The organism is Streptosporangium nanhuense, assembly GCF_059358815.1.
On sequence record NZ_JCADBG010000036.1, the window covers coordinates 20,221 to 44,347 of the forward strand.

21 protein-coding genes are annotated in these 24,127 nt (G+C 70.0%); 10 read left to right on the forward strand and 11 right to left on the reverse strand.

Annotation, left to right across the window (positions count from 1 at the left end):
* Nucleotides 1-22: 22 nt before the first annotated feature.
* Nucleotides 23-616, reverse strand: a complete 594-nt coding sequence (locus AC5L38_RS40700) for a dihydrofolate reductase family protein (RefSeq protein ID WP_495248157.1) — start codon at nucleotides 614-616, stop codon at nucleotides 23-25.
* A gap of 96 nt (nucleotides 617-712) precedes the next feature.
* Here AC5L38_RS40700 and AC5L38_RS40705 point away from each other — a divergent pair, with 96 nt between their 5' ends.
* Complete coding sequence (locus tag AC5L38_RS40705) at nucleotides 713-1,198, forward strand: winged helix-turn-helix transcriptional regulator (protein ID WP_495248158.1); 486 nt, start codon at nucleotides 713-715, stop codon at nucleotides 1,196-1,198.
* A 117-nt stretch (nucleotides 1,199-1,315) separates the two neighbouring features.
* On the opposite strand, the gene AC5L38_RS40710 is transcribed toward AC5L38_RS40705, so the two are convergent.
* From AC5L38_RS40710 to AC5L38_RS40720, 3 genes are all read right to left on the reverse strand, one after another.
* Nucleotides 1,316-1,897 (reverse strand): NAD-dependent epimerase/dehydratase family protein, encoded by a 582-nt coding sequence (locus tag AC5L38_RS40710; RefSeq protein WP_495248159.1) that lies wholly within the window; start codon nucleotides 1,895-1,897, stop codon nucleotides 1,316-1,318.
* Between the two features lie 211 nt (nucleotides 1,898-2,108).
* A complete protein-coding gene (locus tag AC5L38_RS40715) occupies nucleotides 2,109-3,326 on the reverse strand; it encodes an MFS transporter (protein WP_495248160.1) in 1,218 nt (405 codons plus the stop codon).
* 145 nt (nucleotides 3,327-3,471) lie between these two features.
* Nucleotides 3,472-4,788, reverse strand: a complete 1,317-nt coding sequence (locus AC5L38_RS40720) for an MFS transporter (protein WP_495248161.1) — start codon at nucleotides 4,786-4,788, stop codon at nucleotides 3,472-3,474.
* 54 nt (nucleotides 4,789-4,842) lie between these two features.
* Here AC5L38_RS40720 and AC5L38_RS40725 point away from each other — a divergent pair, with 54 nt between their 5' ends.
* Both AC5L38_RS40725 and AC5L38_RS40730 read left to right on the forward strand, forming a co-directional pair.
* Nucleotides 4,843-6,084: a LacI family DNA-binding transcriptional regulator gene (locus AC5L38_RS40725; protein WP_495248162.1), complete on the forward strand. Its 1,242-nt coding sequence runs from the start codon at nucleotides 4,843-4,845 to the stop codon at nucleotides 6,082-6,084.
* A 40-nt stretch (nucleotides 6,085-6,124) separates the two neighbouring features.
* On the forward strand, nucleotides 6,125-6,499 hold the full coding sequence (locus AC5L38_RS40730; protein ID WP_495248163.1) for a VOC family protein: 375 nt from the start codon (nucleotides 6,125-6,127) through the stop codon (nucleotides 6,497-6,499).
* Between the two features lie 126 nt (nucleotides 6,500-6,625).
* Here the strand turns inward: AC5L38_RS40730 and AC5L38_RS40735 are convergent, their stop codons facing one another.
* The 4 genes from AC5L38_RS40735 to AC5L38_RS40750 form a co-directional block, all read right to left on the reverse strand.
* On the reverse strand, nucleotides 6,626-7,369 hold the full coding sequence (locus AC5L38_RS40735; RefSeq protein ID WP_495248164.1) for a group II truncated hemoglobin: 744 nt from the start codon (nucleotides 7,367-7,369) through the stop codon (nucleotides 6,626-6,628).
* A gap of 109 nt (nucleotides 7,370-7,478) precedes the next feature.
* Entirely contained in the window at nucleotides 7,479-9,302 is a 1,824-nt protein-coding gene (locus tag AC5L38_RS40740; RefSeq protein ID WP_495248165.1) for an ABC transporter ATP-binding protein, read from the reverse strand.
* A 60-nt stretch (nucleotides 9,303-9,362) separates the two neighbouring features.
* Complete coding sequence (locus AC5L38_RS40745; RefSeq protein ID WP_495248166.1) at nucleotides 9,363-11,147, reverse strand: ABC transporter ATP-binding protein; 1,785 nt, start codon at nucleotides 11,145-11,147, stop codon at nucleotides 9,363-9,365.
* A 526-nt stretch (nucleotides 11,148-11,673) separates the two neighbouring features.
* On the reverse strand, nucleotides 11,674-12,210 hold the full coding sequence (locus tag AC5L38_RS40750) for a class I SAM-dependent methyltransferase (RefSeq protein WP_495248167.1): 537 nt from the start codon (nucleotides 12,208-12,210) through the stop codon (nucleotides 11,674-11,676).
* Between the two features lie 703 nt (nucleotides 12,211-12,913).
* Between AC5L38_RS40750 and cas7g the strand changes: the two genes are divergently transcribed.
* The 4 genes from cas7g to AC5L38_RS40770 are packed head-to-tail and all read left to right on the forward strand — an operon-like array spanning nucleotide 12,914 to nucleotide 19,234.
* Nucleotides 12,914-14,083 carry a type I-G CRISPR-associated RAMP protein Csb1/Cas7g gene (gene cas7g, locus AC5L38_RS40755; protein ID WP_495248168.1) on the forward strand — a complete coding sequence of 390 codons (1,170 nt, stop codon included), beginning with the start codon at nucleotides 12,914-12,916 and terminating at the stop codon, nucleotides 14,081-14,083.
* A gap of 5 nt (nucleotides 14,084-14,088) precedes the next feature.
* Nucleotides 14,089-15,471, forward strand: a complete 1,383-nt coding sequence (csb2, locus tag AC5L38_RS40760; RefSeq protein WP_495248169.1) for a type I-G CRISPR-associated protein Csb2 — start codon at nucleotides 14,089-14,091, stop codon at nucleotides 15,469-15,471.
* The gene (cas3g, locus tag AC5L38_RS40765; RefSeq protein ID WP_495248170.1) at nucleotides 15,468-18,305 is read left to right on the forward strand and encodes a type I-G CRISPR-associated helicase/endonuclease Cas3g; all 2,838 of its coding nucleotides are present in this window, start codon (nucleotides 15,468-15,470) and stop codon (nucleotides 18,303-18,305) included. Before csb2 ends, cas3g begins: the two co-directional genes overlap by 4 nt.
* On the forward strand, nucleotides 18,302-19,234 hold the full coding sequence (locus AC5L38_RS40770; RefSeq protein ID WP_495248171.1) for a type I-G CRISPR-associated protein, Cas3-extension family: 933 nt from the start codon (nucleotides 18,302-18,304) through the stop codon (nucleotides 19,232-19,234). The genes cas3g and AC5L38_RS40770 overlap by 4 nt, the downstream gene beginning before the upstream one ends.
* Nucleotides 19,235-19,982: 748 nt before the next feature.
* Here the strand turns inward: AC5L38_RS40770 and AC5L38_RS40775 are convergent.
* Together AC5L38_RS40775 and AC5L38_RS40780 are read right to left on the reverse strand one after the other, a co-directional pair.
* Complete coding sequence (locus AC5L38_RS40775) at nucleotides 19,983-20,255, reverse strand: DUF397 domain-containing protein (protein ID WP_495248172.1); 273 nt, start codon at nucleotides 20,253-20,255, stop codon at nucleotides 19,983-19,985.
* Nucleotides 20,256-20,269: 14 nt separating this feature from the next.
* Nucleotides 20,270-21,151 (reverse strand): helix-turn-helix domain-containing protein, encoded by an 882-nt coding sequence (locus AC5L38_RS40780; protein WP_495248173.1) that lies wholly within the window; start codon nucleotides 21,149-21,151, stop codon nucleotides 20,270-20,272.
* 380 nt (nucleotides 21,152-21,531) lie between these two features.
* On the opposite strand from AC5L38_RS40780, the gene AC5L38_RS40785 reads away from it, so the two are divergent.
* The 3 genes from AC5L38_RS40785 to AC5L38_RS40795 all read left to right on the forward strand — a co-directional run bounded on the left by AC5L38_RS40785 (nucleotide 21,532) and on the right by AC5L38_RS40795 (nucleotide 23,130).
* Nucleotides 21,532-22,020, forward strand: a complete 489-nt coding sequence (locus AC5L38_RS40785) for an ATP-binding protein (RefSeq protein ID WP_495248174.1) — start codon at nucleotides 21,532-21,534, stop codon at nucleotides 22,018-22,020.
* 484 nt (nucleotides 22,021-22,504) lie between these two features.
* On the forward strand, nucleotides 22,505-22,699 hold the full coding sequence (locus AC5L38_RS40790; RefSeq protein WP_495248175.1) for a hypothetical protein: 195 nt from the start codon (nucleotides 22,505-22,507) through the stop codon (nucleotides 22,697-22,699).
* 269 nt (nucleotides 22,700-22,968) lie between these two features.
* Nucleotides 22,969-23,130: a hypothetical protein gene (locus AC5L38_RS40795; protein ID WP_495248176.1), complete on the forward strand. Its 162-nt coding sequence runs from the start codon at nucleotides 22,969-22,971 to the stop codon at nucleotides 23,128-23,130.
* Nucleotides 23,131-23,541: 411 nt separating this feature from the next.
* On the opposite strand, the gene AC5L38_RS40800 is transcribed toward AC5L38_RS40795, so the two are convergent.
* Nucleotides 23,542-24,060 carry a hypothetical protein gene (locus AC5L38_RS40800; protein ID WP_495248177.1) on the reverse strand — a complete coding sequence of 173 codons (519 nt, stop codon included), beginning with the start codon at nucleotides 24,058-24,060 and terminating at the stop codon, nucleotides 23,542-23,544.
* Nucleotides 24,061-24,127 lie beyond the last annotated feature (67 nt).

The window sequence follows — 24,127 nt, forward strand, 5'->3', positions numbered from 1 at the left end:
GGCCTGACGCCGACCGCCGTGCTCAGTGACCCGGCACGCTTCCGGCCGGGGCCTTCGCCGTCGTGACGGGCCGGTAGCGCACGTTCACGGCCGACGTAGGGTCGCCCTCGCCGACCCGGTGGAGGCGGACCGGCTCACCGCCGGGGTTGTCGTACAGCCGGATGCCCTGGCCGAGCAGGACCGGCGCGATGTGCAGGTCGATCTCGTCGATCAGCCCCAGTTCGAGGAGCTGGCGGCCGATGCTCGGCGAGAACACCTCAAGATTCTTGCCCCCGGCCGCCGCGAGCCCGATCCGCACCGCCTCGGCCGGGTCGCAGCTCAGGAACGTGACCCCCTCGGCCGGCTTCGCGTCCTCGGGGTGGTGGGTGAGCACGAAGAGCGGCCCGCTCCAGGCGCCGCCGTACACCCCGCTCGCGTCCGGGAAGCGGTCCCAGCCGTCCCGGCCTCCCAGCACGGCGCCGGTGGTCTCGACGTACTCGTCGACCAGGCCCGGACGGGACGTCATCCCGGTCATCCAGCTCATGTCGTGGTCGGGCCCCGCCACGAACCCGTCCAGTGACATCGTGAAGTGCCAGAGGACCTTCCCGCCCGCGGTCTGCGGCTCGGTGTCGCTCATCGTCGCCTCCCTGGATCCGATTGCAATTTGCAATCGGTAGGCTCACGCTAGAGCAGTCCAGTGGTAAATTGCAACCAGCTGGGAGGTGGGTGCGAGGTGGTCGAGTCGGCGCGTTCGGGGTGCCCTGTCAACGCCGCGGTCGAGGCGTTCGGCGACAGCTGGAGCCTGCTCGTGCTGCGGGACGTGATGTTCGGGAACCGGCGCTACTTCAGGCAGCTGCTGGCCGGCTCGGAGGAGGGGATCGCCTCCAACATCCTGGCCGACCGCCTGAAACGGCTGGTCGGCTCCGGCCTGCTGACCCGCGAGGACGCGGGGCCGGGACGGCGTGCCGCCTACAGCCTGACCGAGGCGTCGATCCAGCTGGTGCCCGTCTTCGCCCTGCTCGGCGAGTGGGGCCTGCGCAACCGCTCGACCTCGAGGCGGCTGCGGGTACGGGCGGAGCTGCTCGCGGCCGGTGGGCCGGAGCTGTGGGAGGAGTTCATGGCCGAGCTGCGGATCCTCCACCTCGGCGAACCGGCGCCGGAACGGGATGGCCCGAGCGTCATGGAACGCCTGGCCGAGGCCTACGAGGCCGCGCTCTGACGACCTCGCCCGGCGAGTACGCCGGGGCATGACGGAACGGAAGCCCGGCCTCCGGGGCGTGACGGAACGGAAGCCCGGCCTTCGGAGCACGACGGAACGGGAGCCCGGCCTTCGCGGCTAATCGGTGATGACGACGACGCCCGACGGCTCACCCAGCAGTTCCACCGTCCTGTCGGCGGCACGGTCGATGTGGACGCGCGGCTCCGAGGGGGGTTCCTGCTCGTAATACGTGCCCGGCCCGTAGAACTGCCCGTAGCGCAGCACGACGCCTCCCTCGGCGAGCGCGGATCGTTCCAGCTCGTCGACGGCCGAGGCGCCGGACCTGGCGGACGACCGCCAGGCGATGGACTGGACCATGATCTTTGGCGATCCGCTCCGCCGTGCCGCCTCGATCACGTTCCGGTTGCCCTCCGTCCGGACGCGGGCGTTGAGCTCCGTGTGGTCGCCGAGCCTCGCCGCCTCGTCCGGCAGGTCGGTCAACTCGTTCAGGATGACGTCCGGCGCGAAGTCGCGAACCGCCTGGATCAGCGCCTTCCGGTCGTAGACGTCGCAGACGATCGGTTCGGCGCCGAGCCCGGCCAGCGACTCCGCCTTGCCGGGCGAGCGCGTCATGCCGCCGACCACGTGCCCCGCCCGAACCAGCCGGGGAACCAGCCGCTGCCCGATCACGCCGGACGCGCCGGCCAGGAATATCCTCATGATTGCATCCACTCCGTGATTCGGCGGTCTGCCCGTGGAGCCGTGAGACGCGCCGGACGGCACGCGCGGCCCCGGGACGTCATTCTCCCCGGTCCGCCACGGGTCGCGACCCCGGACACGGACGGACACGCCCCACGGGCGGGCTCACCAGCCGGTACACACCGCCGCGTCCGCCCTCGGCCGCAGGACTCACTCGTCCGTCCGGCGCTCCTCAGGCCGCGGCGACCAGCTCGCGGGCCGGGGAGCGGTCGGCCCCCGGCCGCAGGCGGCGCAGGAGGAGCAGCACGAGCAGGGCGGCCACGCCGGTCGTGACCGGGGGGACGACGAAGGCGAACTCCGCGCCGAAGCGGTCCACGAGCTGGCCCGCGACGGCCGCGCCCGCGGCGATGCCCACCCCGACGGAGCCGTTGAGCCAGGTGAAGGCCTCGGTCCTGACCTCCGCCGGGATGAGGCCCTCGACCAGGGTGTAGCCGGTGATGACGGCCGGGGCGATGACGAACCCGGCCACGGCGGCTCCGGCGTACAGCAGCGGGACCGATCCGGCGAGCGTCAGGGCGACGGTGGCGGCGGAGAGCAGGCCGAAGGCGGCGACCAGCCTGACCGGGGCGCCGATCCGCCAGCGGACCACGCCGTAGAGGATGCCCCCGACGAAGCTGGCGCCGGAGAAGCTCGCGTAGACCGGTCCGGCGGCACCGGCCTGGCCGAGGGCCGCGGTGTAGGAGGTGACGCCGACCTGGAGGCTGCCGAAGACCGTACCGAGGGCGACGAAGGCCAGCGCGAGCACGGCCACCCCGCGCAACCGCAGCACCCCGCGCTGGGAACGGACCCGGACCGGCATCGGCTCGGGCGCGCCCCTGCGGACCCCGGCGAACGCGAGCGTGCCCACCACGACCATGACGAGCGCCACCGACAGCGCCCACACCGGCGAGAACCCGGTCGAGATGGCCACGAGCAGCACCGGGGCGAGGGTGAAGGTCAGCTCGTCGGTGATGGATTCGAGGGCGAAGGCCGTGTCCAGCCTGCCCGACCCGCCGAGCACGTGGGCCCAGCGGGCACGGACCATCGAACCGACCTGCGGCATCGTGGCCCCGGCCAGCGCCGAGACGACCACCAGCGAGACCGCGGGGGCGTGCGCGGAGGCGAGCACCAGCAGGGCGCCCAGCGCGACGGCGTGCACGACGACCTGCGGGACCAGCACCCTCGCCTGTCCGTACCTGTCGGCCAGCCGCCCGGTGCGCGGGCCGACCAGCGCGGGCGCCACCGCGGCCACGGCGGCGGCGACCCCGGCCGCGCCGTACGAGCCGGTGGACCAGTGCACGAGCAGCAGCACGCCGAGCTGGAGCATCGCGTTCGGAAGGCGCGCGACGAAGGCGGGAAGAAGGAAGCGCCACGCGCCGGGCGAGCCGAGCACAGCGAAGTACGAGGTCAACGTCTCTCCGTCCATCATCCAGACGGAGACTCCGCCCGGTTCGGGAGCCCGCCGGGGTGGCGGGCTTCGACCGGGGTTGATACCGCTTTCGCGGCCGCCGAGCGGTCATCGGGTGCGTTCATCCCGAACGCACCGACGAGCCACCTTATGCCATCTCCCTCACATTCGAGGACCGGGGGGTGTGCGGAGGCGAGTCCCACGGGGAGCCGGTGCCGACGGCCAGGCGCAGCAGGGGCCACGCCAGGACCGCGAGGGCGGCGGCCAGGGCGGCGACGGCCACCATCGCCCCCGGCAGGCCGGTCGCCTCGGACCAGCGCCCGACGTAGACCGGGCCGGCCAGGAACCCCAGGTAGGCCACGGTGGTCACCACGGACGTCGCCCTCCCCCTGGCCGCCTCGCCCACGTGTGCCGCGACGACGCCCATCAGCATGGGGAACAGCACCGCCGTACCGGCCGCGGCCAGGGCCAGTCCCAGCAGGACCACCGGGACGGCCGTCGCGACGGACACCAGCGCGGTCCCGGCGGCGGCCGTCACGGCGCCGGTGACGAGCACGGTCGCGGCGTGCCGGGAACCGACCGCGCCGGCCGCGAAGCGGGTGAGCGCGACGACGGCGGCGAACACCGCCGGGCCCGCCGCGGCGAGCGCGGGCCCGGCGTCGGCCACGTCGGCCAGGTAGACCGCGCCCCAGCTCTGGTGGGCGTTCTCCACGGCGAAGGCGAGCGCGCCCAGGCCGCCGACCACGAGCAACGGGAACAGGCGCACGGCGTACCCCCGCCGCTCACCGCCCCGGGCGGCCCCCGCCGCGTCCGGGACGGTTCCCCCGGTTCCCCCGGTCACCGGAGTGGCTCCCGCCAGGTCCGGGACGGCTCCCCCGGTTTCCCCGGTTCTTTCGACAACCAGGGCGGCCCGCCGGTCGGCCACGACGCCGAGTGCCGCGCCGGCCGTCGCCCCCGCGACCAGCAGGAACGGCACGACGACCGGAGCCCCCAGGCCCCCGAGCAGCAGTCCGGTGGAGAGGCTGCCGACCACCACCATGGCGGAGAAGGTGCCGTGCGCGCGGGTGATGACCGGCCTGCCGGAGGCCCGCTCCGCCGAGGCCGCCGCCGAGTTGATCGCGACGTCGGCCGCCCCCGAGGAGGCGCCGAGCAGTGCCAGCCCCGCCGACAGGCTCCAGAAGTCGCGTCCGGCCACGGCCACCAGCGTCCCCACCGCGCCGAGCGTCACCAGCAGGAGCGCGGCCACCCGGAGTCCCCAGCGGTCGACCGCCCTGCCGGTGACGAGCATCGCGGGCAGCGCCCCCGCCCCGATGAACAGCAGCGCCGCGCCCAGCTGCCCGTCGCTGAGCTCCGCCTGAGCGCGGATGGCGGGCACCGAGGCGCCCCACACCCCCCAGAAAACACCGAACGCGGCGAACCCCATATAAGCCGTACGCGCCCTAATTACGCCCTTTTCTCCTGGCATGTGTGTAACGATACACAAATCAGCTGTGTATCGATACACAGATATTCTCGATCCATGAGCGGACGGACGGCGCGACGCCGGGTGACCATGGCCGAGGTCGCCCGCGCGGCAGGGGTGTCGGTGATGACCGTCTCGTACGCCTACGGCCGACCGGGCCGGGTCTCCGACGAGACGCGGGCCAGGGTCCGCGAGGCCGCCGAGCGCCTCGGCTACCCGGGCCCGCACCCCGGGGCGCGCTCGCTGCGCAGCGGCCGGACCGGCAACCTGGGCGTCGTCCTCGGCGAGCACCTCACCTACGCCTTCGACGACCCGCAGGCGACCCGCTTCCTGTCCGGCGTCGCCCAGGTCTGCGCCGACCACGGCATGGCGCTCACCCTCGTCCCCGTCACCGGGAGCCCCTCCGACGTCGACCGGGTCACCGAGGCCGCCGTCGACGCCTTCGTGGTCTGGACGACCGCCGACGACGACCCCGTCATCGACGCCATCTCGGCCACCGGCCTGCCCGCCGTGATCCACGGCGGGCCGCGCCGCGACGGCCTCTCCTTCGTCGCCGCCGACGACCGTGCCGCCGCCACGGCCGTGGGCCGCGAGGTCTTCGCGGGGGCACGGCGGCCCGGGGTGCTGAGTTTCCCCCTCGACCGGAAGAGGATCGCCGGCGTCGCCTTCGGTGCCCCCGGTGCCCTCGGTGCCGGACCTTCCGGAACCTCCGGCACCGATTCCGGGATCATCGATGCCTCCTCCCCCGGTACCGCCTCCGAAGCCACCGGCGCGTCCGGCACGGGGGCCGAGACCGCCCCGGCCTCCCCCGACGCCGATTCCCGGACCGCCTCGGACGACGCGTTCCCGAGCATCGACCCCGACGCCTCGACCTTCCGGGTGACCCGCCAGCGGCTGCGCGGTTACCGCGACGCCTGGGCCGAGAGCGGCGGCGACTGGTCACAGGTCCGCGTGGCCGTCTGCTCCGTCAACAGCACCCACGAGGCCGAGACGCTCGCGGCCGAGCTGCTCACCGGCCCGTACGCCTGCGACGCGATCGCCGCCATGGGCGACGAGCTGGCCCTCGGCGTCCTGCGGGCCGCCACCCGCCTGGGCCTGGCCGTGCCCGGCGACCTCACCCTCAGCGGCTGGGACGACTCCGACGCCGCCGCCCCGGCCGGGCTCACCACTGTCGCCCAGTCCCTCCGCGACCAGGGCGCCCGCTGCGCCCGTACCGCTCTCGGCGTCCTCGCCCCCGCCGACCGGGACGCCGAGGTCGCCTGGCACCTGGTCGGTCGCGAGTCCACCCGGCGCCCCTGAGGCCCGCGTGGCGGGGGCCAGGGTGGGTACCGGCAACCGCATGGCGTGCCGTATCAGTGAACTGGTGTTGAACAGCCGTGACCCGGAGCGCCTCGCGGCGTTCTGGTGCGAGGTGCTCGGCTACGTGGTGCTCGATCGTGACGACGGAAGCGTCGAGATCGGCCCGGAGGAGGGCTTCGGCGGTCCGCGGCCGACCATCGTGTTCAACCCGTCGGACACCCCCGGGGTTGGGCGGCTTCCGCTGCACATCGACGTGAACCCGACCGACCGCGACCAGGACGCCGAGCTCGAACGCCTGCTGAAGATCGGCGCTCGGCCCGCCGACGTCGGGCAGACGGGCGAGGAGTCCTGGCACGTCCTGGCCGACCCGGAGGGCAACGAGTTCTGCCTGCTGCGCCGACGCCTGGACGGCTAGTTCCGCTGGTTCCGCTGGTTCCGCGACGAGCCCCGCACGCCGGCGGGGAGACCACCGGACGCCGCCCCGGCCGGGGAGCCCGTCGCGACCGCCCGTGACACCGCGCCGTCCGGCGCGAAGCCGGGATCACGGCTGGTACGGCGGGGCGACCCCCCACCCCCAGCGCGGGACCGGCGCCCGGAGCGGCGGGGTGGCGCCCGGCTGGGAGTTCTGTACCGCGAGGCGGGTGCCCCACTCGATGTATCCGGCGAACGCCGCCCGGAACTCGGGGTCGGCGGGGAGCCCCACCTCGTCGGCCGCGTCCATGAGCAGGCTCACCCACCTGCGACGGTGGCGCTCGGTGAGGTGCTTGCCGAGATGCTGGGAGAGCATGTGCGGATAGCCGCCACGTTCGCGGGTGTAGCGGTCGGGCCCGCCGAAGACCTCCGCCAGCCACAGCGCGACGTACCGCGGATGGTCCGGATCCATGTGCGCGAACAGCGGGCCGATCACCTCGTCCCGGCGCACGTGGCCGTAGAACGTCTCGGTCAGCCGCTCGAACGCCGCCGCGCCGCCCGCCCAGTCGAACAGCGTCGGCTCGGTCTTCGTGAGCACCGGCTCGTAGTGCCGCATCTCCTCGATGTCCGCGACGTACGGCTTTATCTCGGCGAAGAACTCCGTGAAGTGCTCGCCGCCGCGGAAGCCCTCAAGGTGCCCCTTGGCGGAGGTCCAGACGATGCGCAGGATGTAGACGCCCGGCTCGTCGGCGCATCTCGACAGCTCGTAGTCCAGGCACTGCGGCGCCCTGCCCAACGGCACCACCGCCCGCCGGTAGGCGGCCTCGAACTCCTCGGCCCGGGGGACGCGGTAACGGACGTACTCAACGATCATCGATTCCACCTTCGTGTGATCAAGTAAGCATGTAATCATCCTATGAGGCCGATGATCGTGACCGGAAGAGGCGGCAACCGGTTCGATCCACCCACTTCCCGCGAGGCCGTCAGGAGGTACGAGCGGCGGAGGTCCACGAGGCGTACAGGTCCGCGTAGACGCCGTCCTGCCGCACCAGCTCGGCGTGGGGGCCGCGCTGGACGACGCGGCCGCGCTCGAACACCAGCACCTCGTCGGCCGCCTCGGCCGTGGACAGGCGGTGGGCGATCGATACGGCCGTACGGCCCCGGGCGACGCCGTCCAGCGCCCGGGCGATGCGCACCTCGGTCGCGGGGTCGACCGAGGAGGTCGCCTCGTCCAGCAGCAGCAGGCCGGGATCGGCCAGGTACGCCCGGGCCAGGGCGACCAGCTGGCGCTCGCCGGCCGACAGCGACTCGCCGCGCTGGCCGACGGAGGTGGCCAGCCCCGCGGGCAGCCCTTCCAGCCAGCCGGTCAGGTCTAGCTCGGTCATCGCCAGGGCGATGTCGTCGTCGGTGGCCGAGGGGCGGCCGTAGCGGATGTTGTCGGCCAGGGTGCCGTCGAACAGGAAGCCGTCCTGCGGGACCATGACGACGCGCTCGCGCAGCGAGGAGAAGCGGATCCGGCGCAGGTCCACCCCGTCGACCAGGACGCGCCCGCTACTGGGGTCCATCAGCCGGGTGAGCAGCTTGGCGAAGGTCGTCTTGCCCGAGCCGGTCTCCCCCACGACCGCGACGCGCGTGCCCGGCGCGATCTCCACCGTGACCTCGTGCAGCACCTGCGGCCCGTCGGGATAGCGGAAACCCACGCCCTGGAAGGACACCGTGATCGGGCCGCGCGGCAGCACCGCGCCCTTCGCGCCGGGGTCGGCGACGTCGGCGGGGGTGTCCAGGACGCCGAGCACGCGCCGCCAGCCGGCGACGGCGTTCTGCGCCTCGTTGAGCACCTCGGAGAGGGCCTGCATCGGGCTGATGAACAACGTGACCAGGAAAAGGAAGGCCACCAGCCGCCCGGCCGAGATCGTGCCGTCCATCCCCAGCCGCACTCCCAGCACGATGACGACGCCGAGCGCGATCGCGCCGGCCAGTTCGGTGGTCGGGAAGGTGAACGCGATGATCTTCTGGGCGCGGGTCTGCGCCGCCCGCTGGGCGCCGATGGCCTGTTCGACGCGTCGCGCGGTGCACTTCTCCGAGCCGTAGGCCCGGATCACCGCGCCGCCCACCACCGCCTCGCTCACCACCGCCAGCACCTCACCGGTGCGCTCACGCACCTGGGTGTAGGCGCGGGCCACCCAGCGCTGGAACCTCGGCAGCACGACGACCAGCGGAAGGAAACAGGCCCAGACCATCAGCGCGAGCTGCCAGGAGTAGACGGCCATCAGCACACCGGCGATGAGGAGCCGGCCCACCGAGATGATGACCATGAGGCCACCCCGCTGCATGAAAGCGCTGATCTGATCCACGTCGCTGGTGACCCGGGAGACCATCGCGCCGCGCCGCTCGGTGTTCTGGGTGAGCAGCGACAGGTCGTGGACGTGCCGGAACGCCCTGCCGCGCAGCCCGGCGAGGCCGGCCTCGGTGGAGCGGTAGAGCCGCACGTTCATCAGGTAGCCGCACAGCGCGGTCAGCAGCACGGCGGCGGCGCACAGCAGGACGGCCCGGGTGACGAAGCCGATGTCCGGTAGCCCCGTGTCTGTGAGGCCCCAGTCGATGACCTGCTGCATCGCGATAGGGACGATCATCTTGCCGGCCGTGGCGAGCACGGCCAGCAGCAGCGTCACCGGCAGCCCGGTGCGGAACTCCGGGGACAGCGCGAGGCCGTGCCGCAGCGTCGCCAGCGCGCCCCGCTCCTCCGTCCGCAGGCCCGCCCCCGGTCCGGCGGCGGTGGCGCCGCGTTCCTCCACCCGCGCCGTCATGAGTTGATCCCCTCTTCCCCCCGCGCCGTCATGAATTGATCCCCTCTTCCCCCCGCGCCGTCATGAATTGATCCCCTCACGGACGTCGAGCGCCGCGCGCTCGGCCCTGTCGCTCTCATAGGCGGTGACGAGGTCGCGGTAGCCCTCGCAGCGGGCCAGCAGCTCCTCGTGGGCGCCGCGGTCGGCCACTCGCCCCTGTTCCAGGTAGACGACCTCGTCGGCCAGGGCGATCGTCTCCATCCGGTGGGCCACCATGATCACCGTGGTGTCGGCGGAACCGTCGCGCAGGCCGAACAGGATGCGGCCTTCGACCTGGGCGTCCACGCTGGAGGTGGCATCGTCCAAGATGAGCAGCCGGGGCCGCCGGACCAGGGCGCGGGCCAGTGCCAGCCGCTGACGCTGCCCGCCCGACAGCGTCGCACCGCGCTCACCTATGCGCGTGTCCAGGCCCCTGGGCAGAGCGCAGACGAAGCCGTCGGCCTGCGCCAGGCGCAGCGCCGCCCACAGGCGCTCGTTCGGCACCCCCTCCCCGGCCCCGAGGGTCAGGTTGCCGCGCACCGTGTCGTCGAACAGGAACGTCTGCTGCGGCACCAGCGCCGCGGTGCCGCCCACCTTCCCGTGCGCGACGTCCCGCAGGTCCACCCCGTCGATCAGCACCCGGCCCTCGTCCGGGTCGATCAGCCGCACCAGGAGCTGGGCCAGCGTCGACTTGCCCGACCCGGTCGGGCCCACGATCGCGACCGTACGGCCCGGCCGTGCCACGAAGCTCACCCCCGACAGCACCGGGGCGCCGGGCAGGTACCCGAAGCTCAGGTCGCGGACCTCCAGCCCGGCCGGGCCTCGCGACCCCAGGTGGGCCGGCCCGTACTCCATGGCCCCGGACGCCCGCAGCACCTCCCGCACCCGCCGCCAGCCCGCCACGCTGCGCGGCAGCTCGGCGAGCACCCAGCCGAGCGCGCGGACCGGGAAGGCGAGCAGCGTGAACAGGTAGCACACCTGGACCAGCTCACCGGAGGTGACCTCCCCGGCGGCCAGGCGCAGCGAGCCGAACAACAACACCGCCAGCACGCCGAGCGTCGTCATCGTCTCCAGCAGCGGGTCGAACAGGCCGCGTACCCGGCCGACCGCGATGTTGGCCTCGCGCAGCCGGTCCGCCACCGCCTGGAAGCGCTCGGCCTCGGTGTCCTCCCGGCCCAGGGTCTTGACGACCAGCGCCCCCTCGAAGCTCTCGTGCGCGATCTCGCTGACCTCGGCGCGCAACCGCTGGGCGCGCGTCACCAGCGGGGAGAGCCTGCGCTGGTAGACGAGGTTGAGCACGGCGATCGCCGGGAAGACCAGGAAGCCGAGCAGCGCGAGCACCGGGTCCACGGCCATGGTGGTGACGGCCGCGGTGAACAGCATGACGACCACACCGACCGCCAGCGGCAGCGGGCCGAGCGGGGCCCACATGGCCTCGATGTCGGAGCTGACGATGGACAGCAGCCGTCCGGCCGGGTGCCGGTGGTGCCAGGCGAGCGGCAGCCGCAGGTACTGACGGGTCACCAGGCGGCGCCAACGTGCCTGCATCCGGTACTGCATGACGCCGGCGACCACCCTTCGGGCGATGAGCCCCAGCGCCTTGAGCACCGTCACGCCCGCGATCAGCAGCGCGGCGAGGATCAGTGTGCCGGTGGCCGCGTGGCCCGTTCGAAAGGCGGGCAGAACCGCGTGCTCGGTGGCCCAGCCCAGCGCCCAGGAGGACGCGACGGTCATCGAACCGTAGACGGAGCTGCCCAGCACGGCGCCGGCGAAGATGCGCGGCTCGCTGCGGATGGCGTGCCCGATGACACCGAACCCCTGCCGCATGACGGTCGTGTCGTCTCCGCGCCCGCCCGGCACGCGGTGGCCTCTCGGTGAGGGTCGGGACGTGGCGCGGCCGCTTCGAAACCGCCGCAGAACAGGTCCGAAACCCTTCATCCCCAACACTTGATCACTCCCATGTCCACGGCCGCCCGCTGCATTTCTCTACTCGGGTGGTAAAGATGCAGAACGTGCGTACACAAGATGCAGAACGTGCGTAAACGATTTGAAAACGCCCTTGGGGGCGGCGTGCGGGCGTCCGCCCCCACCCAGGCGGCGCCATCCCCTATGTATGGCAATTACGGGCGCCCATAACCACGTATTTCTGCACTTACAGCGCAAGGGACCACGGACGGCCGGGGCGCCGGCTCAGCGTGCCGTCAAGTAACCGGCCGAGACCCTGGGTCCATGGGCAGCCGCGGCCATGAGGAAGCACCGGCCGAGGCTCCGCGAGCCACGCCTGGCCACCTCGGCCGGGTCACGCCGCCCTGACGGTTGCGGGGCGAGCGCACCGAGCCGCCGTTCGAGCGGCTCAGCGCGCCTCGACCACGACGCACACCAGGTGTGCCGGCGTCGAGGGGGAATTCGTCAGTACGGTGGCGGCCAGCCCGTGCGCGGCGACGACGAGTGGCACCTTCTCGGCGATCTCCCTGGCGCGACCGGCTCCGGGCGGCTCGTAGAACAGGTAGAGGCCGCCTCCCGGTGCCAGCCAGCGTTTGAGGAGCTCCATCTCCTTCGCCGGGGAGCGTGACCAGAAGAGGTTGACGTTGACGGCGAAGATCTTGTCGAAGGAGTCGTCCTCGAAGGCACCGTCCTCCAGGTCCTCCAGGGCCGCGACGCGGAGGACCGCCTTCCCAGCGGCCACGTTCCTCGCGTTCCGCCGTCTCGCCGCGTCGATCGCCTTCTCCGAGCGGTCGAGGGCCGTGATCGTGCCGTCCACCAGCCGGTCGCAGACCAGATCGACCGCGACGCCACGGCCGCACCCGATCTCCAGCACGCGATCGGCGGGACCCACGGCCAGCGTCTCCACCGCCCAGACCAGGCGCTCCGGCACCGCCTCGGTCGCCATGATCGGAAAAATATCAGGCGTCCGGCACTTCGGGGTTGTCACCCGCTCCCCCACTCCCTGGGATGACGACTCCACCACCACGCCCGCCGAGCTCACCACGATCGCTCGGCACCTGATCAGCCATACCTCTACCCGACGACCTTGAAACGGACTTTTCCACCCGACCGAACCGGAAAATACAGCTTCTCTGTAGTAATGGTACGTAGGCAGCGTGTAACTATGGCCACTTTTCCTATTTTCGAACCTTCTCGCCTCTTGCTGGATACCCTCACGACTCGGAAATACCTCAACGATTCCGAGGATGGAGTGTCACCATGGGCGAACACGCCACCAGCAGGCAGCAGAGCAGGACAAGAATCCTCATACCGCTGACGATCGTCGCGGTGGCGATCTCGGCAGCGATCTGGCTGCGTCGTCGCCCCAGCCAGCCGATACAGGTCTCGGTCCACACCTAGAGAGCCACCCCCTTCGCCCATTGAACCGACCCCATTTCACATATGGGCGATATTCCCGCGATATCCGAATTCTGTCGATCTCGCGGTCTCATTGCGGTTGTGTAGGGATTGTCCGCAGGGACGCACAGGACGCTTCCGCAGTCTTCATGGCTGCCGGTATCGCAGGCGGGTCCGATTCTGTCGGTCCCGCCTGCCACTCTCTCCCAAAACAATTTCTCGCGGTCAGGCAACACAGAGAGGTGTTCGCGGTGAGTACGAGCCTTTCGGCGCGTCTTCTGGACGCGCTCGGCGACGACAGGAAGCACACGGCGCTGGTGGTGCGGGCCGGATATCAACCGGTCGGCGGTGCGGGCAACGTCGTGATGCCCCCCACCTTCCCCGTCGACAAGAACGAGAAGGACCTCACGAAGAAGTACGTCGTCGCCGATCGCCTGGTCGACGGCGAGCGGGTCGGGACGGTCACGATCGATCAGGAGCAGTCCCAGTCCAACCGGCTGGAGGAGGCCCTTCGCGACGCCCGCGACGGGGGCCGTCTCACCCTGCCGATGTTCGAGCTCCGGACGAAGACGTCCCGGGGCGAGATCCGGCTGACCTCGCTCGACTTCCCCCACCGCTATGCCGACGCCTACCTGCGCGACAGCACGATCGGAGGGATCCGCTTCGACCAGAGCGCGATCGGTGAGCGGCTGCGTGCCGTCAGCGTGGCCGACGTCCGGCCGCTGTTCGAGCGAGAGCCCCTGTCCCTCGTGCTCGGCGCGTGGGACTCCCACCGCAAGGGCCGCTGGCCCAGGTTCGCCCGCCTCTACACCGCGACCATGTATGGCGTGGCTCCCTGCTTCACCGCGCGACGCGGCGGGCGCCTCGACCCGCAGAATCTCACCGGCTCGGTCGACGACAAGACCAAGGCGGAGAACCACTGGAAGTTCGTCGCCGACGGGGAGAAGAAGAAGGGCGGCAAGCTCAGCGAGATCGGGCACGGCAACATCGCCCCCAACCCGGTGCCGGGCGGAGCGACCGTCAAGGAGATCCGCCGGATCGCGAGCATCTCCTTCGCGGGCCTTGAGCGTCTGCGCTTCGGTGACGCCTCCGCCGAAGCCTGCGTGGCCGGCCGCGCCACGCTCGCCGCCCTCACCCTCGTCGGCGACCGGCTGGCGTTCGGACGCCCGTCGGTCTGGCTGCGCTCGGGCTGCGACCTGGCCAAGGCCTCCGAGACGGTCGGCCTGGAGCTTCCCGGCGGCGGCGTCGACGAGCTTGAGGTGTCCGTACGAGAGGCGCTGGACGCTTACCACGAGCTGCGCGACGAGGCGGCCCGGCGGGGTGTGCCGATGGCCGACGACACGATCGAGGTCACCCCGATCCCCTCGCTCCAGCAGGCGATCGAGTTCGCCTTCGCCCAGTCCGCCGCCGACGAGGAGTAGCGGCCGTGGCGCTCACTCTCACGGTGCGGCTGCGTCATGGCCGCTACGACGCCGGTGACATGCGGCCCAGCCGGGCCGAATGGCCCCCTCACCCGGCCCGGCTGTTCTGCGCCCTCGCCGCCTCGGCGGTGCAGGCGGACGACTGGGACGCCCTGCGCTGGCTCGAACGCGCCGGGGCGCCGATGGTGCGCGCGGCCATGGACGACGCGCGACCGGGCCGGACCGACTCCTACGTGGTGACGAACCAGACCGAGCAGAAGAGCGGCAGCCAGACCTGGCCGGGCCGCACGAACGGGGCACGCGGCCGCGCGTTCGTCACCCCGGCCTGCGACCGGTTCGCCGTGGTGTGGCCGGGCGCCGACCCCGACCCCGGTGTGCTGGCCAGGCTCGGCGCCCTGGCCAGGCGGGTGCCGTACGTCGGCCGCTCGACCAGCCAGGCAGAGGTGACCGTGACCGGCTCCCTGCCCGACGACGAACCGTCCTGGTCGGAGCTGGCCCCGGTCGCGCTCGGCACCCCCGGCGCGATCGAGCTGCGCGTCCCCTACGTCGGCTACACCGACGCGCTCCAAGACGCCTACGACCGTGGCGGGAGAGCGTGGGAGGCCGCGCGGGCGCTGCCGTACTCGCAGGTCGTGGTGGCGGAAGAACCCGTCCCGACGCATCTGTCCCCCTGGGACGACCTGATCGTGTGGGGGTTCGAGCGGCCCAGCGCCCGCATCGGCGGCGACCAGGTCGCCCGGCTCACGCTCGCCCTGCGCAAGGCCGTCATGTCCAGGGTCACCGAGCCGATCCCCGCCCAGGTGAGCGGGCACGGGGCCGACGACAGGACCCACGTCGCCTTCCTCGCGCTCCCCGACGTCGAGCAGGAGCACTCCGACGGCCACCTCCTGGGAGTGGCGCTGGCCCTCCCCCGCCACATGCCCGCCGAAGACTGGACCCGGCTGGCCAAGGCCGTCATGGCCGATCCGCTGACCAGGCTCACCCCCTGGCCAGGTGAGCCTCTACGGCTCGGCCAGGGTCAGAACCTGCGCACCCTGCGTCGCGGCCGGTGGACCGGCCGGGCGGAGGGAACTCGCACCTGGGTCACGGCCACCCCGATGATGACCGACAGCTTCGCCCGTCCCGGCCGCTCGTACGAGCAGATGGTCGCCAGGTCGCTGCGCCGGGCCGGTTTCCCCGACGTCACCGACGTGGAGGTCTCGACGGCGCCGCTGACGCGCGGGGCGATCTGGCGTCCCCGCCCGGGGTCCCTCCCGTCCAACCGGCCGAAGAAGCCCATCGTGCATGCTCGGGTCGTCTTCGACCGTCCGGTGGTGGGTCCGGTGATCGCGGGCTCTCTGCGCTACCTCGGCCTCGGCCTCTTCGTCCCCGAGGGGGTCTCCGGATGAGTCCCCTCGCCGTCACGGACTTCCCCGCCTTCTACCGGGAGGTCCACGGGTACGAGCCCTTTCCCTGGCAGACCGCGCTTCTCGAACGGGTGGTTCGGGAGGGCTGGCCGGAGCTGATCGACGTCCCCACGGGCCTGGGGAAGACGTCCGTGATCGATGTCGCCCTCTTCGCGGCGGCCCTCGGCAGGGCTCAGGCTCGCGTCGGGATTCCCAGACGCGTCTTCTTCGTCGTCGACCGTCGGCTCATCGTCGACGAGGCGTACCGGCACGCCGGGACCATCGCCGAGGCTCTCCGCACCTCCGAACGAGGGAGCCTCGCGGCGAAGGTCGCCACCGCCCTCCGGATGGAGGGTGACACCGTCGGAACTCCGGTAGAGGTGACCCGGATGCGCGGCGGGGTCAACTGGTCGTGGCGGTGGGTCGAGCGACCTGACCGGCACGCGATCGTCGTCGGGACCGTCGACCAGGTGGGCAGCCGGTTCCTCTTCCGCGGCTACGGCGTCGGAGAACACCTGCGCCCGATCGACGCGGCGCTGGTGGGCACCGACAGCCTGATCGTGGTGGACGAGGCCCACCTCTCGGAGGCGTTCCTGGCCAGTGCGCGCGGGGCCACGACCCGCGACGAGACACCGGCCCCGATCAGTCCGACCGTGGTCAGCATGTCCGCCAGTCCCGAGGCCGACACCGCCCACGTGCACGGCATCACCGAGGCGGACGAGAACCATCGGGAGGCGTCCAAGCGGCTGAAGGCGTCCAAACGGCTCCACCTGGTGGACGTGCCGACCACCAAGGCCAACACGGCGAAGGTGATGCCCGACGCCCTGGCCCACTGGGCGCGGGAGCTGCACCGCGAACACCCGGTCGTCGGTGTCGTCGTCAACACCGTGGCGCGGGCGCGGGCCGTGTTCGAGCTCCTGCGCACCGACCGCGAGAGCCGCTGCGTGCTGCTCACCGGCAAGATCCGTCCGCTCGACCGCGACTACCTGCTCTCCAACCACTACGAGCGCATCAGGGCGGGCCGCGACCGCGCGTCCGCCGAGCCGATGTACGTCGTGGCGACCCAGACGATCGAGGTCGGCGCGAACATCGACCTGGACGCGCTCGTGACCGAGTCATCCTCTTTGCCTGCGCTCATCCAACGCCTCGGCCGCCTGAACCGCCTCGGCGACCAGAAGACCACCGCCTCGGCGGTCGTGCTGCACGGCTCGGCGGACTCCGACGGCGTGTACGACACGGCCCGTCCGGCGACCTGGGCCTGGCTGTGCGAACAAGGAGGCACACCCCTCACCCACTCGCAGAAGGCGCGACTCCCCGCCGAACCTGGCATGGACGTCTTCCCCTCGGCACTGCGTGCACTGGTGCGAGCCATGCCCCCTGGCCGGTGGGCAACACTGCGCGAGCCCCGCTCCTACGTCCCCTTCCTGGGCCGGGCCCACCTGGACGTCTGGGCCCGCACCTCACCGATCCCCCTCAACGACATCCCCGTCGCCCCCTACCTGCACGGGATCGAGCGGGAGACAGCCCAGGTGACAGTGGTCTGGCGTGCCCTCCCCGGCGACACGAATCTATGGCCCGACCTCGTCGGCCTGGTGCCGCCGACCTCGGCCGAGAGCATCGAGCTGCCCCTCCCCGCCGTGAAACGCTGGCTCAGCGGCGAGCCCGGCGGAGACGACATCAGCGACCTGGAAGCCGAGCACCTCCCCGACGTCCCCGTCCCACCCGGCGGCAGGCCCGTGCTGCGCTACCGCTCACGCGACAGCGCCGAGGTCGTCGGCCCCGCGAAGATCCGCGCGTCCGATCTCGTCGTCGTCCCCACCTCCTACGGCGGCTGCGACGAGTACGGCTGGCATCCCGACAGCCACGAGCCCGCGACCGACATCGCCGACCTCGCGCAGTCCGGCCTCCGGGGAGGAATGACGATCCGCGTCGGCCCAAGCCTGGTCCGCGCCATGGAGACCTACGCTCCCGACCTCGCCCCCGAGGTCGCGGCCTGGGTCGAACGCCTGCGAACCGACCACCAGGACGCCCCCGTCCTGTCGCTCCAATCCACACCGACTCAGCCAGGCCAGGACGACCTGCCCCACCTGGCGATGCTCAGAAGGCTCACCACCCGCCCCCAGGGTCGGCTGATCGACCACCTCGACACCGGCACCCTCCTCCTGTCGTTCGGAACCACCGCGTTCCGCGAGGACACCACCGCCGCAGGGTCCTCCATCTCCGCCGCGAAGCTTTCCCTGGCCGTCCACCAGCAAGAGGTGGCCGAGAAGGCCGAGGAGTTCGCCCGCAACCTGGGCATGAAGCCGGAGGTCATCCGGGCCGTCGGGCTCGCCGCGCTCTGGCACGACGAGGGCAAACGCGACCCGCGCTTCCAGGTCATGCTCCACGGCGGCGACCGCTGGGCGGCAGCGGCCGGCGACGAACCGCTCGCGAAGTCGGGCATGAACCCCGGCGACCGCGCCGCCTTCCGGCAGGCCCGCCGGAGAGCGTCCTATCCGGCCTCAATGCGTCACGAAGTGCTCTCCACTCAGATCGCGACAGCACTGCTGGCCGACGTACGCGACGTCGACCACGACCTGGTCCTGCACCTCGTCGCCAGCCACCACGGACGGAGCCGCCCGCTCTTCCCCCCGGTCATCGACCCCGCGCCGACCACCAAGATCGAGCGGGACGGCCGGCCCATCGAGGTCGACACCTCCCGGTCGGTCGACTGGACGTCTCCGGGCCGCTTCGAACGCCTCAACCAGCGCTACGGCCGCTGGGGGCTCGCCCGGATGGAAGCCGTGGTCCGGCTGGCCGACATCTGGTGCTCGGCCCTCAGCGAGGAGCGGACATGACGACCTTCAGCACGGAGCTTCCCGCCCTCGACGGACGAGACCCGCTCGGCTTCCTCGCCGCCCTGGGCCTCCTGCGCGTCTGCACCGACGTCTGCCGCGTGCCGACGGCGCTCTCCTTCTCCGACACCACCGCCTGCGCGATCCTGCACAGCCCGTACGAGACGGCCAAGGAGATAGCGGACGCCCTGCGCGATGTCGTCACGTCGATCCCCGGTTCGGCCGTCCTCCCCGACGGCGGAGCCGGTTTCCCCCCACCGTCCGGCTCGGGAAAGGACCCACTGCGCCGATCCCGCGAGGACTTCCACCAGCTGATGGCGAGTCACCCCGAAACGGTGGACACCTGGCTGCCGTCCCTGGTCACCGACCTCGCCCTCGACAAGCAGGGCCGCTGCGCCATCACACCGTTCACCGCTCCTAGCGGGCAGCAGAAGCTACGGACCTTCTTCGAGAAACCTTTGGAGGCGGTACGGAACGAGCCTCAGCGGCTCCTGGAGGCCCTCATCGGCTGGCGACGCGTCGAGGGATTCACCGGCGAATACCTCGACCACCGGGTGCTGCGCAGCAGCAGCGACGACACCGAAGGCCGGAGCCGGGAAAGCGGAGTTCCCGGAGCCACCTGGCTGGCCACCATGGCCCTGCCCCTCCTCCGCATCACCGGCGACGGCCACCGCCTCCGCGCCACCCTCTGGCACCGAACCGGCTCCACCTCCATCATGCTGTGGCCCCTCTGGCGCCCCGCCCTCGATCTTTCTGCCGTGAGGTGTCTCCTCGACCATCCCGATCTCGCCCCTCGCGACCGCGTCCCAACGGTCGACTCCACCCTGTGGCCGGCGCTCGGCGTCTTCAACATCTACGGCGCGGAACGCCAACGCATCCCCGGCCGTACCTTCGACGGTGTCTTGGCCCCGCTTCATGTGACGGTCACCTGACTTCTGCCACGCGTACGCACGACTCGCCATTTGAAAACCGCATAGTGGCTGATCCTCGTCCCAGCGGGATCTTGTCCTGCTCCACCCGTCTCGGCGGCGGTTAGGAACCCCAAGCACGCCCATTTTTCCCGGGAGGTTCCGAAGTTCAAACGAACACTTGAAGCATCAAAACGGACATTACTTCAAATCAGCTTAACTATTCTGTGCCATAAGCCCAGCTCGCAAACCGTTTCACTCCGCTCTCCGAAGCGGTCTCATTGCGGCTGGGAAGACGAGGCCGACGAGCGCCTCGCCGCTGGGTACGTTTCACTCCGCTCTCCGAAGCGGTCTCATTGCGGCCGTCCTCGCCCCCGCGAGGATGTCGGACACCGGAAGTGTTTCACTCCGCTCTCCGAAGCGGTCTCATTGCGGCAACGACTCCGTCGCCGCCAAACGCATCGCTGACCAGCACGTTTCACTCCGCTCTCCGAAGCGGTCTCATTGCGGGCAGCCGATGTCGTCGACGCTGGTTTCCTTGCGCTTGTTTCACCCCGGTCTCCGGACCGGCCTCATTGCGGGCAGGTATTTCTGCGCCAAGATGAGCACTCATGGCGCCTGTTTCACTCTGGTCTTCCGGACCGGTCTCATTGCGGGTACGCCAACCCCGCCAAGTGGGAGAACCACGTCATGTTTCACTCCGGTCTCCGAACTGATCTCGTTATGCCGAATCAATCTCATTGCGAAAACAAGAGTGCGATCCTCCGAGTCATTAAGCCAGGTCCGCGAGATAGCCCTCCTTGATGCTCACGAGGAGGGAGTCCCACTCGGCGGGGGTGAAGGAAAGCACTGGGCCGTAAGGATCTTTGGAGTCTCGAACCAAGAAGAGGGGTTCGGCGTCTACCGTGTTTTCGGGGGAAAATTGGGCGTTGTCCGTGGGCGCATCTTCAACACAGCTGCCGCTGAGAGTGCTCTCGCGCCAGACGCCGACCTCGACGCACTGGCCGCCGTTGGCGTTACTCAAGCTCGCCTTGCGCCAGATCACGTGGGAAAGATCCATTATGGGTGCGCCTCTCCGTCCGTCTGCATGTCTCGGATAGCCTGCGCGATCAAGTTGCGGGTCTGGTCCGGCCCAAGAGCTCGTGCGCGCAGATGATTGAAGAGTAGGACGTATGCGTCTACTTCTCGCGGATCCTCTAAATAGACACTTCCCTGCCAATACTCAACGTACACGGTGTCCGGATCGGACAGTTTAGGAAAATTGAGGAGGGTGAATCCGCCATCCATCGCGGGGTGGACACCAGCGGCGAACGGCAAGACCTGGATCGTGACGTGATTTGTTTCGGAGAGCTTGATCAGCCTGCGAAGCTGATCCCGCATGCTCTGAACTCCTCCGACAGGGCGGCGTATGACTGCTTCGTTGAGGATGCACCACATCATGGGCGGGTCGGGACGCTCCAGCACTCGTTCCTGTCGCTCCATCCGGATCGAGAGCCGTCGTTCCAGTTCTTCGTCCGGCGGCAACACGGGTGCTGACCTCATGACAGCTCGCGCATAGTCCTCGGTTTGGAGCAATCCAGGAACGAACTCCGACTGGTATTCCTGGAGGGTCGTTGCCTCCTCTTCGAGGCCCACGTAACTCTGGACCCACTCCGGGATCGCCTCGGACACCTTGTGCCACCACCCGCGCTTGCGCGCGTCACGGGCGAGTTGCATGAGCGCTTCGCGACGATCACCGGTGACCCCGTAGAGATTGAGCATCATGGCCACGAGGGCGACCGTGGCTGCACTTGTGGCCGATTCGATCCGTGTGATGGTGACGGGCGAGCATCCGGCGTGCTCTGCTGCCTGCTCTCGCGTCAGCCCCGCCTCCTTGCGGAGGCGTTGCAACTCCGCTGCGAGGCGACGCCTCCGAACCGACGGGCTCCGCTGAGCACCCATTCCACTCCTCTCCGTGACCGACCTACCGCAGTCTGCCGAAGTGATCTTCGTTCATCAACATGCACGATGTTCATTTCGATTCTTATTGCTGAGAGAGCTACGGTCATGCAAACTAAGCACGCAGAGTGATGGATTGCTCATGGAGAGCAATCGTTGACTTCCGGTCGAACGCCTTCAAAACCGAAAAGGGGTGGCGGGGAGATGAGAGTGCGTGATCTTCGGGGGTGGGGCGGGCAGCTGGTGGAGCTGGCCTGGGGGTTGCATGAGTTGGGGATCGACTCCGTGGTGCGGCTGTCTCCTGACGGACCGGCAAGCATGGAGATCTTCCTGTCGCCCGGAGGGCGGATGTCCGTGGCCGAGCAGCAAAGTCGCGTCTCGGCATGTACCTGGGATCGAAGGCACGAGCGAAAACCCCGGACCAGGGCTCGGAAGGTCTGCGAGCGGATCACGCGGGGGACGCGGTGAGGGCGCTGGGGCTACTCGGCCAAGCCGAGGTGCCCGCACAGGTCGCGGCCGTTCCACGGGCCCGCCGCTACGTCCGCGACCTGCTGAAAGGGGTCGACCACCCGCACATCGACGACGCACTGCTGCTCGTCACCGAGCTTGTCACCAACGCGATCCGCCACTCCGACTCCGGCCGGTGCCCCGACGGGCGGATTATCATCGCCGTCGCCCATCACAATGGAACGCTCCATATCGACGTCGTCGACGCCGGATCGACCGGGCAACGGCCTCGCCTCTGCGCGGGCGTAGGGCCCGACAGCGGCGGAGGACGCGGGCTCTGGCTGGTGCAGGAGCTGTCCTCGGCCTGGGGTTGGTACGAGACCCTGGCCGGGCGCGTGGTTTGGTTCCAACTGAGCGGACGGTGACACCGTGGTCAGCTGGGACTACCCACCCCGTTGCCTCAGCCCGCATGTCCTCCCCGCCCGCTCTCACTACGAGCCGCTGACCTGGCACCCCCTACGCGGGGACGGACAGGCCCGGGTCGTCAGGTGGACCTGCGACTGCGATGCCCTGTTCTATGAGCTGTGCCAGGCGGGCGGGCTGAGGTTCATCCGCCGCACGCGACGGCATCATGCGATCGACGAGAGCGACCGCTGGCAGGCCCAGGAGGCGGACGCGATGTGGATCGCCCTGCTGCATGGCCTCGTACGGTAGTCCGCTACTGAACACGCTCTTTTCAATGCTCACCCTCCAAAAGAGCATTCGCGTTTCCTGCTCTGGATCGGTCTCATGGCGGCCCGTCAGCAGCCTGCGGATCTGTCTGTGTTGTGAAGCTGTCCTACTCCGGTCTCCGGACCGGTCTCATTGCGGATCCCGCCCAGCCAACACCCTCTGAGTACGATGCCGAGTATGAGCGGAGGGAAGAAGGAACGAATCACGATCACTGTCGACCCTGATGCCGCCAGACGCATCGCCGACCAGCACGGCTTGGCCCTCCTGCGGGAACGCGCCCGCAGCGCCGACCCCGACCGGGTGGCGCGCATGCGGCGGCACGTGAACCTCCAACTCGCCGAGCAAGGGTTCCTGGCGGCGCCCGGTGAGTGACTTCACCCCCACCCCCTACATCCTCGACTCCAGCGTCCTCGTCGATGTCGCCCGCGGTGACGCCAATCTGATCGGCTTTCTACAGGACTTCGACCGGGCAGGTCACTCCCCGGTCATCCCGTCCCCACGGTGGCCGATGCCTTGCTGGACAGTCAGGGCCTCTCGGACGCACAGGCGCTCCTCACCGGCCTGGCCGTGTTCGAACGCACCACCGTCGCTCCGTTTGACGGCATCCCCAAGCCGCGAAACTCGCCGCCATGGTAAATCTCATGTCGTCAACCGAGCTCAACTCGTTCGACGCTCACGCGGCCGCGATCGCTGACGTGGCGATCTGCCCGATCCTCACGCTCAAAGCCTCCAAGTGGGCGTGGCTGTCGAGCACCCTGGACGCGCCGCTGCACGTCATCGAGATCGCTGACCCAGACCAGTAAGGAGAACATCTTTCACGATCGAGTGCTCCGTCGCCTTCACAGCACGAACGGCATAGCGCGGGCTCCAGGCCGCATGTTTCACCCCGGTCTCCGGACCGGTCTCATTGCGGCGTCCCCGAGGCCTGGACCTCCCAGCTCCTGACGGACACCGTTTCACTCCGGTTTCGGAACCGGTCTCATTGCGGGCCTGGCTGGTCGGTCATCAGGGGAACCGCGAGTATGGCTTTCATCCCGGTCTCCGGACCGGTCTCATTGCGGGTGGGCCGACACCGTCAGGCGGATCACCCAGGCCGCGGATTTCACTCCGGTCTTCAAAACTCCTAAACAGAATGAGGTCAGCAGCATCCAAGAAAATGATCAATCGTCGGACCGGTGCGAGGAAGAGTGGGCAGACATCATGGATCGCCCCGATCAAATCTGGCGATGCGTCGAGTCGTGACCTCTCCGACGGGCGGCGACAAGGAGTGCGACAGTGCTGACCGCGTAGGCGACAAGAGCCAGAGCCCAGAATCCTCCGTCCGGGAGCGTGCCGAAGTAGTGGTCCGGTTGGCTGCCGGCGAGCATGTCCGGGGTGGCGTCCGCAGGCGGAAGGGTTATCGGCAGCGCCCCCAGCACGAGCCACAGATGGAGCAGGGTCAGGACACCGCAGATCACGATGGTGGTGCCGATCAGCGTGCGAGATCTTTTCACGGCGGCGACGCCCAGCAGAAGCGGCAGGACGCCGATGACGAAGAGGTCCAGAGCTATGAACTCCTGGTTCGAGACCCCGGGAAATACGGTGGCGAACATTGCCAAAGGCAGGGGGGGAGGGAAGGACCATTCGCCCTTCGTCGTGGCGAGCAATGCCCACGGCACCAGCGAAGCGCCTATCGCCATTGCGAACCACGCCCACGAACCACGGGCCGTTGACGGACTCTTCCACGTCAGCATTGAAAGATCGTATAGGGCACTTCCGGAGTTGCCCCGGTTCGGATAGACAGCCCATTCCAAAAATCGA

What these genes read in the sequence shown, in the direction of transcription:
- AC5L38_RS40700 (WP_495248157.1), bottom strand. Translation starts at nt 616, where the DNA reads ATGAGCGACACCGAGCCGCAGACCGCGGGCGGGAAGGTCCTCTGGCAC.
- AC5L38_RS40710 (WP_495248159.1), bottom strand. Translation starts at nt 1,897, where the DNA reads ATGAGGATATTCCTGGCCGGCGCGTCCGGCGTGATCGGGCAGCGGCTG.
- AC5L38_RS40720 (WP_495248161.1), bottom strand. Translation starts at nt 4,788, where the DNA reads ATGCCAGGAGAAAAGGGCGTAATTAGGGCGCGTACGGCTTATATGGGG.
- AC5L38_RS40725 (WP_495248162.1), top strand. Translation starts at nt 4,843, where the DNA reads ATGAGCGGACGGACGGCGCGACGCCGGGTGACCATGGCCGAGGTCGCC.
- AC5L38_RS40730 (WP_495248163.1), top strand. Translation starts at nt 6,125, where the DNA reads ATGGCGTGCCGTATCAGTGAACTGGTGTTGAACAGCCGTGACCCGGAG.
- AC5L38_RS40735 (WP_495248164.1), bottom strand. Translation starts at nt 7,369, where the DNA reads ATGATCGTTGAGTACGTCCGTTACCGCGTCCCCCGGGCCGAGGAGTTC.
- AC5L38_RS40740 (WP_495248165.1), bottom strand. Translation starts at nt 9,302, where the DNA reads ATGACGGCGCGGGTGGAGGAACGCGGCGCCACCGCCGCCGGACCGGGG.
- AC5L38_RS40745 (WP_495248166.1), bottom strand. Translation starts at nt 11,147, where the DNA reads ATGCGGCAGGGGTTCGGTGTCATCGGGCACGCCATCCGCAGCGAGCCG.
- AC5L38_RS40750 (WP_495248167.1), bottom strand. Translation starts at nt 12,210, where the DNA reads ATGGCGACCGAGGCGGTGCCGGAGCGCCTGGTCTGGGCGGTGGAGACG.
- cas3g (WP_495248170.1), top strand. Translation starts at nt 15,468, where the DNA reads ATGAGTCCCCTCGCCGTCACGGACTTCCCCGCCTTCTACCGGGAGGTC.
- AC5L38_RS40770 (WP_495248171.1), top strand. Translation starts at nt 18,302, where the DNA reads ATGACGACCTTCAGCACGGAGCTTCCCGCCCTCGACGGACGAGACCCG.
- AC5L38_RS40780 (WP_495248173.1), bottom strand. Translation starts at nt 21,151, where the DNA reads ATGGGTGCTCAGCGGAGCCCGTCGGTTCGGAGGCGTCGCCTCGCAGCG.
- AC5L38_RS40785 (WP_495248174.1), top strand. Translation starts at nt 21,532, where the DNA reads ATGTACCTGGGATCGAAGGCACGAGCGAAAACCCCGGACCAGGGCTCG.
- AC5L38_RS40790 (WP_495248175.1), top strand. Translation starts at nt 22,505, where the DNA reads ATGAGCGGAGGGAAGAAGGAACGAATCACGATCACTGTCGACCCTGAT.
- AC5L38_RS40795 (WP_495248176.1), top strand. Translation starts at nt 22,969, where the DNA reads ATGTCGTCAACCGAGCTCAACTCGTTCGACGCTCACGCGGCCGCGATC.
- AC5L38_RS40800 (WP_495248177.1), bottom strand. Translation starts at nt 24,060, where the DNA reads ATGCTGACGTGGAAGAGTCCGTCAACGGCCCGTGGTTCGTGGGCGTGG.